The sequence below is a fragment of the bacterium genome (assembly GCA_021372515.1).
In the GTDB taxonomy this organism is placed as follows: Bacteria; Gemmatimonadota; Glassbacteria; order GWA2-58-10; family GWA2-58-10; genus JAJFUG01.
In genome coordinates this window covers 1-17,471 of the sequence record JAJFUG010000032.1, presented here as the reverse complement: position 1 = coordinate 17,471, position 17,471 = coordinate 1, and the positions used below count along the sequence as shown (strand labels likewise).

General features: G+C 62.9%; 15 protein-coding genes and 1 tRNA gene. 7 read left to right on the top strand and 9 right to left on the bottom strand.

Annotated features, from left to right (window positions below; translation table 11 throughout):
• Positions 1–47: 47 nt before the first annotated feature.
• The 9 genes from argJ to ilvD form a co-directional block, all read right to left on the bottom strand.
• Complete coding sequence (argJ, locus tag LLH00_03020; GenBank protein ID MCE5270233.1) at positions 48–1,262, bottom strand: bifunctional glutamate N-acetyltransferase/amino-acid acetyltransferase ArgJ; 1,215 nt, start codon at positions 1,260–1,262, stop codon at positions 48–50.
• A 58-nt stretch (positions 1,263–1,320) separates the two neighbouring features.
• Positions 1,321–2,532 carry an acetylornithine/succinylornithine family transaminase gene (locus LLH00_03015; protein MCE5270232.1) on the bottom strand — a complete coding sequence of 404 codons (1,212 nt, stop codon included), beginning with the start codon at positions 2,530–2,532 and terminating at the stop codon, positions 1,321–1,323.
• 65 nt (positions 2,533–2,597) lie between these two features.
• Positions 2,598–2,951 carry a nuclear transport factor 2 family protein gene (locus LLH00_03010; protein ID MCE5270231.1) on the bottom strand — a complete coding sequence of 118 codons (354 nt, stop codon included), beginning with the start codon at positions 2,949–2,951 and terminating at the stop codon, positions 2,598–2,600.
• Between the two features lie 48 nt (positions 2,952–2,999).
• Positions 3,000–3,878: a branched-chain-amino-acid transaminase gene (gene ilvE, locus LLH00_03005; protein MCE5270230.1), complete on the bottom strand. Its 879-nt coding sequence runs from the start codon at positions 3,876–3,878 to the stop codon at positions 3,000–3,002.
• Positions 3,879–4,060: 182 nt separating this feature from the next.
• Positions 4,061–5,650, bottom strand: coding sequence for a citramalate synthase (gene cimA / locus LLH00_03000; GenBank protein MCE5270229.1), 1,590 nt, complete (start codon positions 5,648–5,650; stop codon positions 4,061–4,063).
• A gap of 9 nt (positions 5,651–5,659) precedes the next feature.
• A complete protein-coding gene (ilvC, locus tag LLH00_02995) occupies positions 5,660–6,649 on the bottom strand; it encodes a ketol-acid reductoisomerase (GenBank protein MCE5270228.1) in 990 nt (329 codons plus the stop codon).
• Between the two features lie 190 nt (positions 6,650–6,839).
• Positions 6,840–7,370 (bottom strand): acetolactate synthase small subunit, encoded by a 531-nt coding sequence (gene ilvN / locus LLH00_02990; protein ID MCE5270227.1) that lies wholly within the window; start codon positions 7,368–7,370, stop codon positions 6,840–6,842.
• 40 nt (positions 7,371–7,410) lie between these two features.
• A complete protein-coding gene (gene ilvB / locus LLH00_02985) occupies positions 7,411–9,135 on the bottom strand; it encodes a biosynthetic-type acetolactate synthase large subunit (GenBank protein ID MCE5270226.1) in 1,725 nt (574 codons plus the stop codon).
• A gap of 279 nt (positions 9,136–9,414) precedes the next feature.
• Entirely contained in the window at positions 9,415–11,073 is a 1,659-nt protein-coding gene (gene ilvD, locus LLH00_02980) for a dihydroxy-acid dehydratase (protein ID MCE5270225.1), read from the bottom strand.
• A gap of 662 nt (positions 11,074–11,735) precedes the next feature.
• Between ilvD and carA the strand changes: the two genes are divergently transcribed.
• The 7 genes from carA to LLH00_02945 all read left to right on the top strand — a co-directional run bounded on the left by carA (position 11,736) and on the right by LLH00_02945 (position 17,444).
• Positions 11,736–12,986, top strand: coding sequence for a glutamine-hydrolyzing carbamoyl-phosphate synthase small subunit (carA, locus tag LLH00_02975; GenBank protein ID MCE5270224.1), 1,251 nt, complete (start codon positions 11,736–11,738; stop codon positions 12,984–12,986).
• A gap of 35 nt (positions 12,987–13,021) precedes the next feature.
• Entirely contained in the window at positions 13,022–13,912 is an 891-nt protein-coding gene (sppA, locus tag LLH00_02970; protein ID MCE5270223.1) for a signal peptide peptidase SppA, read from the top strand.
• Positions 13,913–14,037: 125 nt separating this feature from the next.
• Positions 14,038–15,324, top strand: a complete 1,287-nt coding sequence (gene eno, locus LLH00_02965; protein MCE5270222.1) for a phosphopyruvate hydratase — start codon at positions 14,038–14,040, stop codon at positions 15,322–15,324.
• Positions 15,325–15,369: 45 nt separating this feature from the next.
• Positions 15,370–15,702: a septum formation initiator family protein gene (locus LLH00_02960; GenBank protein MCE5270221.1), complete on the top strand. Its 333-nt coding sequence runs from the start codon at positions 15,370–15,372 to the stop codon at positions 15,700–15,702.
• An 83-nt stretch (positions 15,703–15,785) separates the two neighbouring features.
• Positions 15,786–15,862: transfer RNA gene (locus tag LLH00_02955), tRNA-Met, on the top strand.
• Between the two features lie 291 nt (positions 15,863–16,153).
• On the top strand, positions 16,154–16,489 hold the full coding sequence (locus tag LLH00_02950) for a hypothetical protein (GenBank protein MCE5270220.1): 336 nt from the start codon (positions 16,154–16,156) through the stop codon (positions 16,487–16,489).
• Positions 16,479–17,444, top strand: coding sequence for a M23 family metallopeptidase (locus tag LLH00_02945; protein MCE5270219.1), 966 nt, complete (start codon positions 16,479–16,481; stop codon positions 17,442–17,444). The genes LLH00_02950 and LLH00_02945 overlap by 11 nt, the downstream gene beginning before the upstream one ends.
• The last annotated feature ends 27 nt before the right edge of the window (positions 17,445–17,471 follow it).

Genomic DNA, 17,471 nt, shown 5'->3' with positions numbered 1-17,471 from the left:
GCGTCAAAGCGGCGCCGGGCGCGGGCTTACGTCCGGAGCCGGGTTGCTCATGTATGGTATTCGGCGTTGATCCGCACATAATCGTAAGAGAAATCGCAGGTCCAGAACCGGCAGCTCTCGCCGCCCTGGCCCAGGTCCAGTTCGATGATGATTTCCTTTTCCTTCAGCCTGGCGCTCAGGGCGGGAAGGTCGACCTGAACCGGCGCTCCCTGGCTGAACACCCGCGTGCCGGCCAAGCTGATATCCATCCGCGCGGGGTCCACCGGCGCGCCGCTGTAGCCGGCCGCGCAGATTATCCGTCCCCAGTTGGGATCGGCCCCGAACAGGGCGGTCTTGACCAGGGGCGAGTTGGCCACCGAGCGCGCCACCCGGTCGGCGTTGTCGAAACTGTCCGCGCCGTTGACGCGTATTTCGACCAGATGGGTCGCGCCCTCGCCGTCCGCGGCCATTTTCTTGGCCAGGCTCTCGGCGGCCAGGTACAGAGCGGAGCGGAACTCCTCCCAGCCCGGGCTGTCCGGGCTCTCGATCAGCGGGGCGCCCGAGGCCCCGTTCGCCAGGACAAAGGCGCTGTCGTTGGGGCTGCGGTCACCGTCCACGCTGACCATGTTGAACGTGCGCGCCACCACGGCCCGCAGGGCCTCTTGCAGGGCCGACGGGGTGATCGCGGCATCCGTGCTGAAAAAAGCCAGCATGGTCGCCATGTTCGGATGGATCATCCCCGAGCCCTTGGCCGCCGCGCCGATTGTCACTTCCCTTCCGCCCAGCGTGAGCTTCACCGCCACGGTCTTTTCCACCGTGTCGGTGGTCATGATCGCCCGCTGGAACTGGCCTGTTTCACCGCGCGTCAGACGGCCGGCGGCTTCCTGGATGCCGGCCCGCATCCGCTCCATCGGCAGGTGGTGGCCGATCACCCCGGTGGACATGACCAGGGTGCAACGGGCCGGAAGGCCCAGAGCCTGCTCCGCCGTTGCAGCCGTTTCCGCGGCGTCTTTCAGGCCGCGCTCGCCGGTGCAGGCGTTGGCCACCCCGGCGTTGACCACCACGGCGCGGATACGGTCCGCACTGGTGGAAAGTACATCCTTGCAGTACATCACCGGCGCGGCCTTGACCCGGTTGGTGGTGAACACCCCGGCCGCCACGCAGGGACGGTCACTCAGCAGTACAGCCAAATCCGGCCCCTCGCCGGTCCTCACACAGCACCTGACACCCACGGCCCGGAACCCGGGCGTCGTATCGACTGAACCTTGAACGATCTGCGCCATCACTAAGCGGTGCTCTCCGAGTCAATAGTGTTGTGAAAAAAATAACGCTGTGTATAATCTAACAGCTTTTTCGAATTTCTTCCAGTATTTCGGCAAACACACGGATCGAAAAATCGATCTGGCGCTTGCTGATCACCAGCGGCGGTACGAGACGGATCACTTTTTCGCCCGCGATGCAGACCAGCACCCCGCGCTGGTGGAAACGCGGCAACAGGTCGGCGGCCTTGACTGTCAGCTCCACCCCGGCCATCAGGCCGATACCGCGCGCCGAGACGACCAGGTCGGGGAAGCTGTTTTTCAGGTTCTCCAGTCGCCACATCAGGTGACGGCCCTTGTCGGCCACGGCCTCCAGGAAAGCGGGACGGCGGATGCGGCTGACCACCTCCACCGCCGCGGCGCTGACCACCAGCCCCCCGCCGAACGTGGTGGCGTGGTCGCCCTTCTCGATGCAGCCCGCCACGCGCTCACTGGCCAGGACCGCGCCCATGGGCAGTCCACCGGCCAGGGGTTTGGCCAGGGTCATAATGTCCGGGGTGACCCCGAAATGCTCGTGGGCGAACAGCTTGCCCGTGCGTCCCAGGCCGCACTGCACCTCGTCGAAAATGAGCAGCACATCCCGGCGGCGGCAGATGTTGGCCAGCTCGTGCATGAACTGCACATCCGCCGGGTTCACTCCGCCCTCGCCCTGGACCGGCTCCACGATCACGGCGCAGGTGTCCATCTGGATCTTGCTCTCGGCATCCGCCGCATCCCCGAACAGCGCGAAACGCGCCCCCGGCACCAGCGGCTCGAACGGCATGCGGTATTTCTCACGGTCGGTCAGAGCCAGCGCCCCGAACGTACGGCCGTGGAACGAGCCGCGGAACGCCACGAACCCGGCCCGCTCGCGCCCGAAATTCTTCATGGCCCACTTGCGGGCCAGCTTCATCGCCCCCTCGACCGCCTCGGCCCCGCTGTTGCAGAAAAACACCTTGTCCGCGAACGGGGCGCTCTCCACCAGGAGCTTGGCCAGCTTCACGCTCGGCTCGGTGTAGTAGAGGTTCGAGCAGTGCACCATCCTGCGGGCCTGCTCGGCGATCACGCGGGTCAGGCGGGTGTCGCCGTAGCCCAGGGCGTTGACCGCGATGCCGCTGACCATGTCCAGGTAGCGCTTGCCGCTCTTGTCGAAGAGGTAGCAGCCCTTGCCGTAGTCGAGCACGAAACCCGGACGGCTGTAGGTGCCCAGGATGTACCGGGCCTCATCCCGGATGATTTTCTCGCTTTCGTTCACAGGCTATCGATCCTCCTCTGGACACCCTCAGCTTCCCGGCCGGGAAGCAAAACGTCCTTCAACATTCAGTTGTATGTAGCTGAAGCCTTGAAGACTTTCCCGCTCCCATCGAAAAAGAAAGTCTCTATGGCTTTTTTCCCCAGGACGGCCTTGTAGTAAATACTGACCGAATCAACCCCGCACGTCACATCGAGCACCGAAAACCTCAGATCCGGCGCCCTCTTCAGCGCGGTCCGCCAGTAATCCCCCACGGCCTGTTTGCCTTTCAGGGTGCCGGAGGCCACGCCGAGAGCGGCCTGGATCATGGGAGAGCTCATTTCGAAATCATCCGTGTAATGCGCCAGCACGGCCTCGATATCGTGGCTGTTCCAGGCTTCGATCCAATCACGGGCGAAATTTTCGGCCTCTCGCAGAGTCATCCGTCCATCCCTTTGCCCTGTTGCCGTTCCGCCACACGGCGGCCCGGATCAAGCGAAAACTGCAGTCCCTTCCGAAGTCCGCAGGCCGCGGAACGCATCGAGCAGCCGCGCCGTGACCGGTCCCGGCTTCCCGTCTCCGATAGCGCGGCCGTCCAGGGCGATCACCGGCACCAGCTCGGCCCCGGTCCCGGTCAGGAAACATTCGTCCGCCGTGTAGATGTCGTGCCGGGTCATGGGCGCCTCGTGCAGGACCAGACCGAGCTTGCGCGCCAGCTCGATGGTCACGCCGCGGGTCACCCCCATCAGGAGCGAGAACTCGGGGGCCGGGGTGAACACCTCGCCGTGCTTCACGGTGAAAATGTTGTCCGCGCTGCACTCGCACACGTAGCCGTTGCTGTCGAGCATCAGCGCCTCGATGCAGCCGGCCAGGTTGGCCTCCATCTTGGCCATGATGCTGTTCAGGTAGTTGAGGCTCTTCACCTTGGAGCTGAGCATGTCCGGGTTGCAGCGCCGCGTGGAGGCGGTGATGACCGTGATGCCCTCCTCGTACAGCTTGGGCGGATAGAGCTGGATGCTGTCTACGATCACGAAGAGCGAGCTTTTGCCGCACTTGCGCGGGTCGAGGCCCAGGTCGCCCACGCCGCGGGTGGCGACCAAACGGATGTAGGCGTCCCGCATGCCGTTTTCGCGCACCGTGTCGATCACGGCCTTGTCCAGGCCGGCGCGATCCAGGTTGAAAGCGAGCCCGACCGAGCGGGCGCTTTCGCAGAAACGGTCCATGTGCTCTTTAAACCGGAAGATGCGTCCGGAATAGACTCTTATGCCCTCGAACACCCCGTCGCCGTACAGCAGACCGTGGTCGAAGACACTGACCTTGGCCTGGCTTTTGGGGTAGAAGGCGCCGTCGATGTAGACTTTTGGCTCCATTTAACCCGGTCCTTGAAAATATACTTAAAAGAGAGAGAAAACCGCCCGGAGAGCTTCCGGGCGCCGAACGTCCGCCTCCCCGGCGGACGCGGACAGCGAGCCGGCGGCGGGGCCGGCCTGCACCGCAAAGGCACAGGCCGGGCCGCTCCGCCCGCATGTCACAGCTTCAGACCGCGGCAGGCTCAGACTTTCCCGCCCACCCGGCCGTTACGCTCCTTGAGCAGCTTGAAAACCACACTGTCGGTCAGGGCCATCCAGCTCGCCTCGACAATGTCGAACGACACGCCCACGGTGCCCCATTTGTCCTGGTTGTCACCCGACTCCACCAGCACGCGCACGACCGAGGAGGTGCCAGCGCCGCGTGGCAGCACGCGCACCTTGTAGTCGAGCAGGCGCATATCCCTCAGCTCCGGATAGAACTTTTCGAGAGCTTTGCGCAGGGCGTTGTCCAAGGCGTTGACCGGCCCGTGTCCGTGCGAGGCGGTGTGCTCGTTCTGCCCGTCCACCCGCACCTGGATCGTGGCCTCGGACATCGGCAGCTCGGGGCTTTCGCGCTTCTCGTCGATCACCCGGTAGCCCACCAGCTCGAAGAACTCTGGCAACCGGCCCAGGGCGCGCTTCATCAGCAGCTCGAAACTCGCCTCGGCGCCCTCGTACTGGAAGCCCTCGTGCTCCATGGTCTTCAGGCTCTCCAGGATCACGGACACCTGGGGGTCGCGGCTGTTGATGTCGATCCCGTATTCCTGGGCCTTGTACAGGATGTTGCTGCGGCCCGACAGGTCGCTCACCAGCACCCGTCGGTGGTTGCCCACCCGCTCGGGGTTGATGTGCTCGTAAGTCTCGGGATTACGCACCACGGCACTGACGTGCATCCCGCCCTTGTGGGCGAAAGCGCTGTCGCCCACGAAAGCCTGGCGCTTGTTGTCGGGCAGGTTGGCCAGCTCGTTGACATAGCGGGCCAGAGTGCGCAATTGCCCCAGCTTTTCGGGACGGATCGTCTCGAAGCCCATCTTTATCGTCAGGTCCGGCACGACAGAGATCAGGTTGGCGTTGCCGCAGCGCTCCCCGTAGCCGTTGACCGTGCCCTGGACCTGGACCGCCCCGGCCTCGACCGCGGCCAGGGAGTTGGCCACCGCCACCTCGGAATCGTTGTGGCAGTGGATGCCCAGGGGCACGTCGACCGTCTTTCTCACCTCGGCGATCACCTTGGTGATGAACGAGGGCAGGCAGCCGCCGTTGGTGTCACAGAGCACCAGACGGTCGGCGCCGGCCTCGGCCGCGGTCCGTAGGGTCTTCAGGCAGTACTCCGGGTTGGCCCGGTAGCCGTCGAAAAAATGCTCGGCGTCGTAGAACACCTGGCGTCCGCACTTCTTCAAATAGCGCACCGAGTCATCGATGGAGGCCAGGTTCTCCTGCAGGTCGGTGCGCAGGGCGTCCCGCACGTGCAGGTCCCAGCTCTTTCCCACCACTGCCACCACCTCGGTCTCGGCCGAGAGCAGGCTGGCGATGATCGGGTCGGAGTCGGCCTTGCCGCCCACCCGCCGGGTCATGCCGAAAGCCACCGGCTTGGCGAAAACGAGCGATTCGCGGCGCACGGCCTCGAAAAACTGCTGGTCCTTGGGGTTCGACCCCGGGTAGCCGCCCTCGATGAAATGAAACCCCAGCTCATCCAGCAGCCGGGCGATGCGCAGCTTGTCCTCGAGGGTGAACGAGATGTCCTCGGCCTGTGTCCCGTCACGCAACGTCGTATCGTAGATCTCTATCATCGACATAAACTGCTCCTATTTCTTCAGCCAGCTCATCATCCCGCGCAGCTTGGCGCCGACTTTCTCGATGAGGTGCTCGGAATCCTGGCGCCTGCGCGCATTGAAGAACGGACGGCCGACCTTGTTTTCCAGCAGCCAGTTGCGGGCAAAGGTCCCGTCCTGGATTTCACCCAGTACCTTCTTCATCTCCTGACGGGTCTGGTCGGTAATGATCCGTTTGCCAACCGCGAGATCCCCGTACTCGGCCGTGTCCGAGATGGAATACCGCATGTTGGCTATGCCTCCCTCGTAGATCAGGTCGACAATGAGCTTGACCTCGTGCAGACACTCGAAATAGGCGATCTGCGGCTGGTAGCCGGCGTTGACCAGGGTGTCGAACCCGGCGCGGATCAGCTCGGTCAAACCACCGCAGAGCACCACCTGCTCACCGAACAGGTCGGTCTCGGTTTCCTCGGCGAAAGTGGTCTCGAGGATGCCGGCGCGCCCGGCGCCGATACCCACGGCGTGGGCCAGGGCCATGTCATGCGCCTTGCCGCTGGCGTCCTGCTGCACGGCGATCAGGGCCGGCACGCCGCCGCCCTGCTCGTAGACACGGCGGACCAGGTGGCCCGGGCCTTTCGGGGCGACCATGTACACGTCCACATCCGCCGGGGGCACGATCTGGCCGAAATGGATGTTGAACCCGTGGCTGAACACCAGGGACTTGCCCTTCTTCATGTGCTGGGCGATATCCGAGCGGTAGATGTCGGCCTGGATCTGGTCGGGCAGCAGGATCTGGATCACATCGGCCTGCTTGGCCGCCTCGGCGGCGGTGACCGGCTTGAACCCGTCCGCCACGGCGCGCTTGTAGTTGTCGGTGCCTTCCAGCTCGCTCACGATAACCTTGTAGCCGCTGTCACGGAGGTTCTGCGACTGGGCGTGCCCCTGGCTGCCGTAACCCACGATGGCGATCTTCTTATTCTTCAGCACTGCGGGCTTTGAGTCCTTATCATAGTAAATCTGCATTTCTTCCTCCGTGTAGCGGTAAAGTTGTTGGACTGCTCTTAAAAAATGTCATCGTTCAGAACTATCCGCACGGTTGCGGGAAAAGCAGCGGCGGACAACAACAGCATGCGGAGCCGGCTTTTGCAGGAGCACGGCGCGCGCCGTGCCCCTGCGCCAAGTTCTACGGCTTATGACACAAGCTCTATCATTTTCAGACGAACTGTTTCTGCTTCTCGGCGCCGGTGGCCCAGTCCGGGCCCTTGCCGGCCCACTCGCGCTTGAGCGCCACCACTCCGGTTCGCGCCATTTCCTTGATCCCGAACGGCTGCAGCATGTTGATCATGGCCTGCACCTTGTCGGTGCTGCCGGTGACCTCCACGGTCAGGGTCTTCTGCGAGATGTCGACGATCTTGGCGCGGAAAATGTCCACCACCTGGATGATCGAGGCCCGCGTCGCAGCCGTGCAACTGAGCTTCACCAGCGCCAGCTCGCGGTTCACGTGGCTTTCCTCGGTCAGATCAGTCACCTTGATCACGTCGATGATGCGCCGCAGCTGCTTGATGATCTGCTCGATCACCATGTCGTCGCCGCTGGAGACTATGGTCATTCGGCTCAGCTCGGGGTTCTCGGTCGCCCCGACGCAGATGGAGTCCATGTTGAAGCCCTTGCCGCTGAACAGCCCGGCGATGCGGGAATAGACCCCGAACTTGTTCTCGACCAGAAGTGATATCGTATGCTGCATGGAAGTGATCCTCCCCTTTGTTTGCGGTAGCGGTGTACGGTTACTCGATGATGTCGGTGGCCATCTTTCCCGGCGGAATCATCGGGAAGACGTTCTCGTGACGGTCCACGCGGAAATCGATCATCACCGGTACGTTCTTCACCGCCATCGCCTGCTGCAGCACTGGGACCACCTGGTCGTGACGGTCCACGCGCAGGCCGACCGCACCGTAAGCCTCCACCAGCTTGACAAAGTCGGGGTTGGTGTATTCCAGGCAGGTGTGGCTGTAACGTTTGTTGAAGAACAGCTCCTGCCACTGACGGACCATGCCCAGGAACCCGTTGTTCACCACGGCCACGATCAGGTTCAGGCGCTGGCCCACCGCGGTGGAGAACTCCTGCACGTTCATCTGGAACCCGCCGTCGCCCACCACGGCCACCACTTTCTTGTCCGGGTTGGCCAGGGCCGCCCCTATCGCCGCCGGGAAACCGAAGCCCATTGTGCCCAGGCCGCCGGAGGTGATGTTGGTGCGGGGCTTGACGAACTTGTAGTGCAGGGCCGCCCACATCTGGTGCTGGCCCACATCCGTCACCAGGATCGTGTCATCGCCGCAGACCTGGTGTATCGCCTCGATCACGTACTGCGGCTTTATCTTCTCGCTCTTGTTGTACTTGAGCGGGTGCGTGTGCTTCCAGTGCTCGATCAGCTTGAGCCAATCCTCGGTCGGGGCGGGCTGAACCAGCTTTTCCAGCTCCAGCAGCACGTTGCGGCAGTCACCCACGATGGGGTAATCGACCTTGATGTTCTTGCTGATAGAGGCCGGGTCGATGTCGATGTGCATCACCTCGGCCTTGGGCGCAAAGGAGTCCACCTTGCCGGTCACCCGGTCGTCGAAGCGCGAGCCGACCGCGATCAGAAGGTCGCACTCGTTGACCGCCATGTTGGCGTACCAGGTGCCGTGCATGCCCAGCATGCCCAGGGCCAGCGGGTCGGTCTCGGGGAAAGCCCCCAGGCCGAGAAGGGTGGTGGTCACCGGGATGCGGGTCTTGCGCGCCAGCCGGGTCAGCTCCTCGGATGCGTTCGACTGGATGCAGCCACCGCCCACGTACAGCACCGGGCGCTGGGCCTTTGCCATCACCTCGGCCGCCTTGCGTATCTGCTGGCTGTGTCCGTACTCGGTCGGCTTGTAGCCGCGGATGCTGGCTTTCTCGGGATAGGAGAAATCGGTCTCCGAGAGCAGGACATCCTTGGGGATATCGACCAGCACCGGGCCGGGCCGTCCCGAGGCGGCCAGGTAGAAAGCCTCCTTGATCGTGGCGGCCAGGTCGCGCACGTCCCGCACCAGATAGTTGTGCTTGGTGATCGGGCGGGTGATGCCGACTATGTCGACCTCCTGGAAGGCATCGTTGCCGATGGCCGCGGTGGCCACCTGGCCGGTGATGCAGACCACGGGGACCGAGTCCATGTAGCTGGTGGCGATGCCGGTGACCAGGTTGGTGGCGCCGGGGCCGCTGGTGGCCAGGCACACTCCCACCCGGCCGCTCGAACGCGCGAAACCGTCCGCCATGTGCGCCGCACCCTGCTCGTGGCGGGTAAGGACCAGCTTGGGACGGCTGTAGTTGTAGAGCTTGTCGAATACCGGGATGACCACGCCTCCCGGATAGCCGAACACGTAGTCCACCTTCTCTTCGATCAGGCAGCGGACCAGGATGTCGCTGCCGACAAGGCGTTCCAGACGTTGGGGCGCCGTCGGCACGGCGACTGGCTTTTCTGTGGCGACCTGCATGGTGAGTCTCCCTCCTCGGGTGGTGAGGTTGCGCCCGGACCGATGTGCCGTTTCCCGCGGGTAAGTGCGGCGGCCGCATCTGCTCGCTCGGAGCCGGCCCGGGAATGAACGTGCTGCTCTTTCCTTCTTCTGCCTGGTTCTGCCGGTAATTCCACGGGCGGACACCGCACCCGCCCAGTCTTGATTCAATTCTGCTAATCCTGTGTAGGGGCGGCCCCATGTGGCCGCCCGGGCGCACACGCGGGTGCGCCCCTACCTTCTCGGTTATTTCAATTACAATCAGTCGTTCGGGAACACCGCGCCGGTGTTGGCCGAGGTGACCTGGGCCGCGTAGCGCCGCAGCCAACCGCGCTTGAACCGTCCCTCCGGGGCGCGCCAGGCGGCGCGGCGGCGTTCCAGCTCCGCGGCGTCCACATGCAGCTCCAGCTTGCGGCCTTCTATGTCGATACTGATCTTGTCCCCGTCCTGAATCAGGGCGATCGGCCCGCCCACCGCGGCCTCGGGGGCCACATGCCCGATGCAGGGCCCGCGCGTGCCGCCCGAGAAACGGCCGTCCGTGATCAGAGCCACGCCGCTGGTCAAGCCCGCGCCGGTCAGCGCCGCGGTCGGTCCCAGCATCTCGCGCATGCCCGGGCCGCCCTTGGGGCCCTCGTAGCGCACCACCAGCACCTCGCCCACGTTGACTTTCTTCTCCATGATAGCCTTCATGCAGGCCTCCTCACCGTCGAAGCAGCGGGCCACTCCGGTGAAAGAGCGCATATCCGGCTCCACCGCGCTCTGCTTGACCACCGCGCCGTCCGGGGCCAGGCTGCCGTTCAGCACGGCCAGGCCGCCCTCGGCGTGGATCGGGTTGTCCAGCGGGCGGATCACATCCGGGATGGCCACAGTGCCGCGCCGGGCGGTCTCGGAGACCGGCCAGCCGTTGACCGTGGGCGAATCCTGCAGGAAACCGGCCAGACGGTTCAGCACGCCGGGCACGCCGCCGGCGTATTCCAGGTCCTCGATGAAATACTCCCCTCCCGGACGCAGACTGGTCAGGTGCGGCACCTTGCGGCTGATCTCGTCGAACACCTCCAGCGGCAGGGGCACCTCGGCGCTGTGGGCGATGGCCAGCAGGTGCAGCACGCTGTTGGTCGAGCCGCCCAGGGCCAGGTCCAGAGCGATTGCGTTCTCGAACGCGGCCCGGGTGAGCACCTTGCGCGCGGTGAGGCCCTCACGCACCATCTCCACGGCCCGGAAGCCGCTGTCAAAGGCCAGGCGGCGTTTCTTGGCGCTGGCTGAAAGAGCCGTGCCGCAGCCGTACAGGCTCATACCCATAGCCTCGGTCAGGCAGGCCATGGTGTTGGCCGTGTACAGCCCGGCGCAGGAGCCGCTGCCGGGGCAGGCCTCCAGCTCGAACTGGTGCAGGCGGTTCTCGTCGATCTTGCCGGCCATGCAGCTTCCCACGGCCTCGAACGTGTCGCGCACCAGGTCCAGGCGCCGTCCCTCCAGGCTGCCGCTGTGCATCGGCCCGGCGGTGAGCACCACGCAGGGGATGTCCAGCCGCGCGGCGGCCATCAGCATGCCAGGAGTGATCTTGTCACAGTCGGTCAGCAGCACCAGGGCGTCCAGCATGTGGGCCATGGTGACGGTCTCGACGCAGTCGGCGATCAGCTCGCGGCTGGGCAGCGAGAAACTCATCCCGCGGTGGCCCATCGCGATCCCGTCGCACACAGCCGGCACCCCGAAAATGAAGGCCGAGCCGCCCGCGCTGTGAATGCCTTTCTCGATGAAACGCTCCAGGGAGCGCATGTCGATGTGGCCGGGCACCAGGTCGCTGAAACTGGAGCAGATGCCCACGAACGGCTGGTCGAGCTGCCTGCGGGTCACACCCGTGGCGTGGAGCAGCGACCTGTGCGGTGCGCGCTCAATACCCTGCTTGACTGCGTCGCTTCTCATTTTAATTTTTCCTCTCCCACCGGGATTCAATAATAAAGAACTGCGTCCGGATTGTGCCGGGCCCGTACTCCCAGGAGCGGTTCTGCGCGATGTTTGCTTTGACGATTCGATTCGGGTCCGGGGAACGGGCTGTCGATTTTACCGACTCAAGGCACTGATAATGCTGCCTACACCGTTCCCCTTTACAAGGGGCAGAATAATAATCAACACACCGAGGATAATCAACGCGGAGGACACAAAAGAGACGGCAGTGCGGGACAGGCTGTCCTGCAGCGGGAACTGGAACGCAAAAGCGGACTGCGTGGCTGACATCGCACTTTCCCTTCGAACTGTCCCCGTGGCCCGGGCGGCCCTGGAGGTAAATTCGCCTGCCGTTACTGTAAAGCGCCCCGTAGATGGATTTGTTTAGTATAAAAACGGCGTATATGTTTGTCAAGCTATTTCAACTCATTTTTGTTGCACTCCGCCGGGTCCGCGCCGGTGCGGGAGCCCGGACCGTGTCCGGAGCGCGCCGGGTGTCCGGTTCCCGGCCGGCCGGGCCAAAGTCATTGACCTGTCCGAGCGAATTCCGTATATTTTGTTAATTTGCGCAGGGTGGTGCGGCAGTGCTTTCCGCCGTCCCACTGTCAGTCAAGAGGGAACGCAAGAAGAAAGAAGAAATGATGGCCAAAGCCAAGAGACAGAGTAAAAAAGCCGTCCTGGTGATCGAGGACGGACGCACGTTCCAGGGAAGCTCGTTCGGGGCCGAGGGCGAGACCATCGGCGAGGTGGTGTTCAACACCAGCATGACCGGCTACCAGGAGATACTTTTCGACCCCTCCTACCGCGGCCAGATCGTGACCATGACCTACCCCCACATTGGCAACACGGGGGTCAACCTGACCGACCTGGAGAGCGACCGCATCCAGGTGGCCGGGTTCGTGGCCCGCGAGTACGTGGACAACCACTCCAACTGGCGCACCACAGCCAGCCTGGACGAGATGATGCGCGAGCAGGGCGTGGTTGGCATCGAGGGAATCGACACCCGCGCGCTCACCCTGCACATCCGCGAAAAAGGCGCGATGAAGGGTATCATCTCCAGCCTGGATTTCAACTACGAATCCCTGATGAACAAGCTGTTCAAGGCCCCCGGCATGGTGGGCCGCGACCTGGTGCGGGATGTCACCACGGCCAGAAGTTTCATCTACAAGCCCGGCCAGGACCCGGAGTCCTCGGTGGACTACTACACCTACACCCTGGACACGCCGGACGACCTTGCCGCCTGGCGCCCGGATAACAAGTCCGAGGGCAAGCACTATATTGTGGCCCTGGACTGCGGGATCAAGCTCAACATGCTGCGCATATTCTCGTTCTTCAACAGCGTTGTGCTGGTGGTCCCTGCCACCTATGGCGCGGCCGAGATACTGAGCCTCGACCCGGACGGCCTGTTCCTGTCCAACGGCCCCGGCGACCCCGAGAGCCTCACCTACGTGATCAAGACCGTGCGCGACGTGGTCCGTCTGCGGCCCGAGCTGCCAGTGTTCGGCATCTGCCTGGGACACCAGATCCAGGCCTGGGCTTTCGGCGGCAAGACCTACAAACTGAAGTTCGGCCACCGCGGGGCCAACCACCCGGTGCTCGACCTGGCCACCGGCAAGATCGAGATCACCACCCAGAACCACGGTTTCGCCGTGACCGGGCATAAGAACGCGGAGGGAGTCTGGGAGATCGAGGGCTGTCCCGACCTCGAGGTCACCCATGTCAACCTGAACGACAACACCATCGAGGGCTTCCGTCACAAGACGCTGCCCGTGTTCTCGGTCCAGTACCATCCCGAATCAAGCCCCGGCCCGCACGACAGCTGGTATCTGTTCAAGCGGTTCATCGGGCTGATCGAACAGCAGAAACAGTCCGAGGTGCAGACAGTCTCTTAAAGTCCGGGCTGAGTCTGCACCGGGAGCGACTCCGGTTGACCACCAACCAGAAATGGCTGCTTGGCATTTTCCTGGGCCTGTTTGTCCTGGCCGGAGGGATAATATTTGTCATGGCCATGGCCGCCCTGTTCTCGCCCTCCAGCCTGGAGCTGAACGACTCGTTCGGCAAGCGGGTCGGAGTGCTGGAGCTGGAGGGCGTGATCGACGATTCGCAGCCGTTGATCCGTCAGCTCAAGGCTTTCCAGGAGGATGACGGCATCCAGGCGGTGGTGGTGCGGGTGGAAAGCCCCGGCGGCGCGGTGGCCCCGAGTCAGGAAATTTACCAGGCGCTGACCGTGCTGCGCGAGAAGAAGCCGGTGGTGGTCTCGATGGGCTCCATTGCGGCCTCGGGCGGCTACTATGTCGCCTGCGGGGCCGACTCGATCGTGGCCGCGCCGGGCACGCTCACCGGCTCGATCGGGGTGATCCTGGAATTCCCCGAGCTGGACGAGGTGCTCAAGAAAGTGGGAGTGCGCTTCGAGGTGGTCAAGAGCGGCCCCCACAAGGACATCGGCTCGCCGTTCCGTCCGATGACTGAGGAAGAGCGCCAGATCATGCAGTCGATGGTGGACGATGTCTACGAGCAGTTCGTGGAGGTGGTGAGCAGCGAGCGCGGGCTGGAGCCCGACACGGTGCGCACCTTTGCCGACGGCCGGGTGTTCAGCGGCCGTCAGGCGCTGGAGCTGGGCTTGGTGGACGCCACCGGCTCGTTGCAGGATGCGGTGGACATGGCCGGGCGGATGTGCGGTCTGGGAGAAAACCCGAAAATCACCCACCCCAGGAAGCCACGTCCCTCGCTGATCGACCTTCTGACCCAGACCGCCAGTACACTGAACGACCCACTGGCCGCGGTCGGCTCGCCGCGACTGATGTACCTGTACCGCTGAGCCGGCGGCCCCACGGCAGGGAACCGCTTCGCACATCTTGCAGACTCGGGCCGGCAGACGGCGAAGCTCCGTACTCCGGCCATATTGCTGACCCTGGTCATCCATCCATGAAGGAGGTTGTGAGCATGTCGATCATCACGGAAGTCATCGCCAGAGAAATCCTGGATTCGCGCGGGAACCCGACTGTCGAGGTCGAGGTCATCCTGGACGACGATTCGGTAGGGCGCGCGGCTGTGCCCAGCGGCGCCTCCACCGGCGAGTTCGAGGCCGTGGAGCTGCGTGACGGGGACAAGAGCCGTTACCTGGGCAAGGGTGTGAAGAAAGCGGTCGAGAACGTGAACGAGAAGATCGCCCCGCACGTGATCGGCCTGGACGCCACCTATCAGGCCAAGCTGGACAAGACCCTGATCGAGCTGGACGGCAGCGAGAACAAGGGCAACCTGGGCGCCAATGCGATCCTGGGTGTCTCCCTGGCCGCGGCCAAAGCCGCCGCCGAGTATTGCGGCCTGCCGCTCTACCAGTACATCGGCGGCGTGAACGCCAAGGTGCTGCCCGTGCCGATGATGAACATCCTCAACGGCGGCTCGCACGCCCAGAACAACGTGGACCTGCAGGAATTCATGGTCATGCCCACCGGCGCGCCGAATTTCGCCGAGGCGCTGCGCATGGGCGCCGAGATTTTCCACTCGCTCAAGAAAGTCCTGAGCGCCAAGGGCTACAGCACCGGCGTGGGCGATGAGGGTGGTTTCGCTCCCAACCTCAAGAGCAACGAGGAAGCGGTCGAGGTGATCCTCGAAGCCATCACCAAGGCCGGCTACAAGCCCGGCGAGCAGGTGAACCTGGCCCTCGACCCGGCCTCCAGCGAGTTCTTCGAGAACGGCAAGTACGTGTTCAAGAAGAGCGATAAGTCGATCAAGTCGAGCGAGGACATGGTCAAGTTCTACGCCGACTGGGTCAAGAAATACCCGATCATCTCGATCGAGGACGGCTTGGCCGAGGAGGACTGGGAAGGCTGGGCGCTGCTGACCAAGGAACTGGGCGGCAAGATTCAGCTTGTGGGCGACGACATTTTTGTCACCAACATCAAGCGCCTGTCCCGCGGCATCGAGCAGGGCGTGGCCAACTCGATCCTGATCAAGCTGAACCAGATCGGCACCCTGACCGAGACCCTGGACGCGATCCAGATGGCCAAGCAGGCCGGCTACACCTGCGTGATCAGCCACCGCAGCGGCGAGACCGAGGACACCACGTTGGCCGACTTGGCCGTGGCCACCAACGCCGGACAGATCAAGACCGGCTCGGCCAGCCGCACCGACCGCATCTGCAAGTACAACCAGCTCATGCGGATCGAGGAAGACCTGGCCGACACCGCGCAGTTCCTGGGACGCAAGGCGTTCTACAACCTGCGTTAATCCCGGCGCCGGGTTGCGTTCCCGGCTGAGCGAGGTGCTGCGCGCATGCTGGATGGACCCCGGAAAGGCAGACGGGTGCTGCTCGTGCTGGCGGCATCCGTCGCCCTGATTCTCCTGCTCCTGTTCTGGGGCGAGTATGACCTTGTCACCCTCTGGCGGCTGGACCGCGAACGACGGGAACTGAGCGGACAGGTCGAGCAGCTCAAGGTGGAGAACCAAGGGCTGATCGATCAGATCGACGGGCTGCAGGACAATCCGGAGATGATCGAGAAAATCGCCCGGGAAAACCTGGGCATGGCGCGCAAGGGCGAGACGGTTTACCGTATCCTGCCCGCCGAGCGGGACACGCTCCTCGATTCGCTGAAAATCCGGGAATGAACGGTTCAAAGGAAATATTGGTTGGAGAGTTTGAAACAATCCTTGACAAACAACAGGTTGTAGGTTATAATCGTACAAAATGACGCGGGGTGGAGCAGTCAGGTAGCTCGTTGGGCTCATAACCCAAAGGCCGGAGGTTCAAATCCTCCCCCCGCTACCATTTTGGGAAAAGGGATCTCGCCGCTTTAGACTTTAGAGCGGACAGGTCCCTTTTTTATTATTTTTTGACGCGCTTGGCTTGATTTTCCGCTCTGTTTGAAATTAGACAGTCAGTGTGCGATTTCGCACTATCCAGAGAAAAAAAACCGGCATGTCGTTCAAGCTTTTCACAGATTTGCCGATAATTAATGCAGTTAGAGCGCAGTCACGATATGGTATGGTTCTTGTATAACAAGAAACGACTTAGGCAATCAAGTCGTTAACGCTGCCAAGATGGGATGCGGACAGAACAATGGGTAAATCCAGAATCAAAACCCGGACCGCCTACTTCGTGGTGACCCCGGAGGGCAAGCTGAAAAAGATCAACCCTCTGCTGCTGGGGATGCTGGGCGTGCTGCTGCTGGCGCTGGTCCTCACGGTCGCCAACCGCAGCTACGCCATGAACCGCCGCCTGGTCTCCGAGCGTGTGGCGATCAGCTCCGAACTGCTCAAGATGAATTCCGAGCGCAACAAGTTGAGCGGGGCGCTGAAGGTGTGTGAAGAAAAGAAAAAAGAGATATGCCATCTGCTATATTTCAACGACGACACGGAAAGCAAGGCTCAGACGGGGAAAGCAGATGAACACTAAAAAAATGACGCTGATGATTTTCTTCCCGGACGGCCGATCGCGTAACGTGCCGTTCAACCTGTCGGTCCTGCTCAAAGGCCTGTCGGCCCTGATGCTCTTGTTCTTCTTTGTCGTCTTCGGCCTGACCGGGTACAACGCCTGGCGTCTGCACTCGGTCCGGAAGGAGCACTTCCGCACCTCCCGCAGTGTCACCGAAGAGCGGAACACGGTCTTCGAACACCTGAAAAGCCTCGAAAACTTCGAAGAAAAAATATCCTTCTACCTGGGCGGCGCACTCACCGATCACGAGGGTGTCAACGTGGCCCTGGATAAGGAAAATTATTCCGGCGGCGTGGGCGGCGGCGATGATTCCGAGGTCGACGGCAACCTGCCGGAGGGTGCAGGCCTGGCCGACATTCCCGCGGCGCCGGTGATCCCTGAGGGTCAGGAGCAGCAAGAGGAGAAACTCACGCCTTTGGACAGCAGCAACATCGAGCTGCGTATCGAAATGCTGCGCGACCGTCTGGAAGAGCTGGCCGTGCTGGCGGTGAAAGAGAAGACCCGCCTCGATCTGACCCCTTCGATCCCTCCCTCCCCAGGCTATATCACCAGTCATTTCGGCTGGCGGCGCTCGCCGTTCACCGGCCGCCGCGATTTCCACCGCGGCATTGACCTGGTCAACAAGATCGGCACCCCGATCAAGGCTACGGCCTCCGGGCGCGTGATTTTCGCTGGTAAGGAGATGTTCTGGGGCAACGCGGTGTTCATCGAGCACCAGGAGGGCGTGGTCACCAAGTACGGGCACATGAGTTCGATCAATGTCAAGGAAGGCGACAAGATCACCCGCGGACAGGTGATCGGGTTCATCGGCATGACCGGACGCACCACAGGGCCGCACGTGCACTACCAGATTGAGCTCGACGGCCAGCCGGTCGACCCGATGCAGTTCATCATCGACGAGTCCGATATCAACTGAGGCGCCTGGCCGCAGTGCAGAGATAGA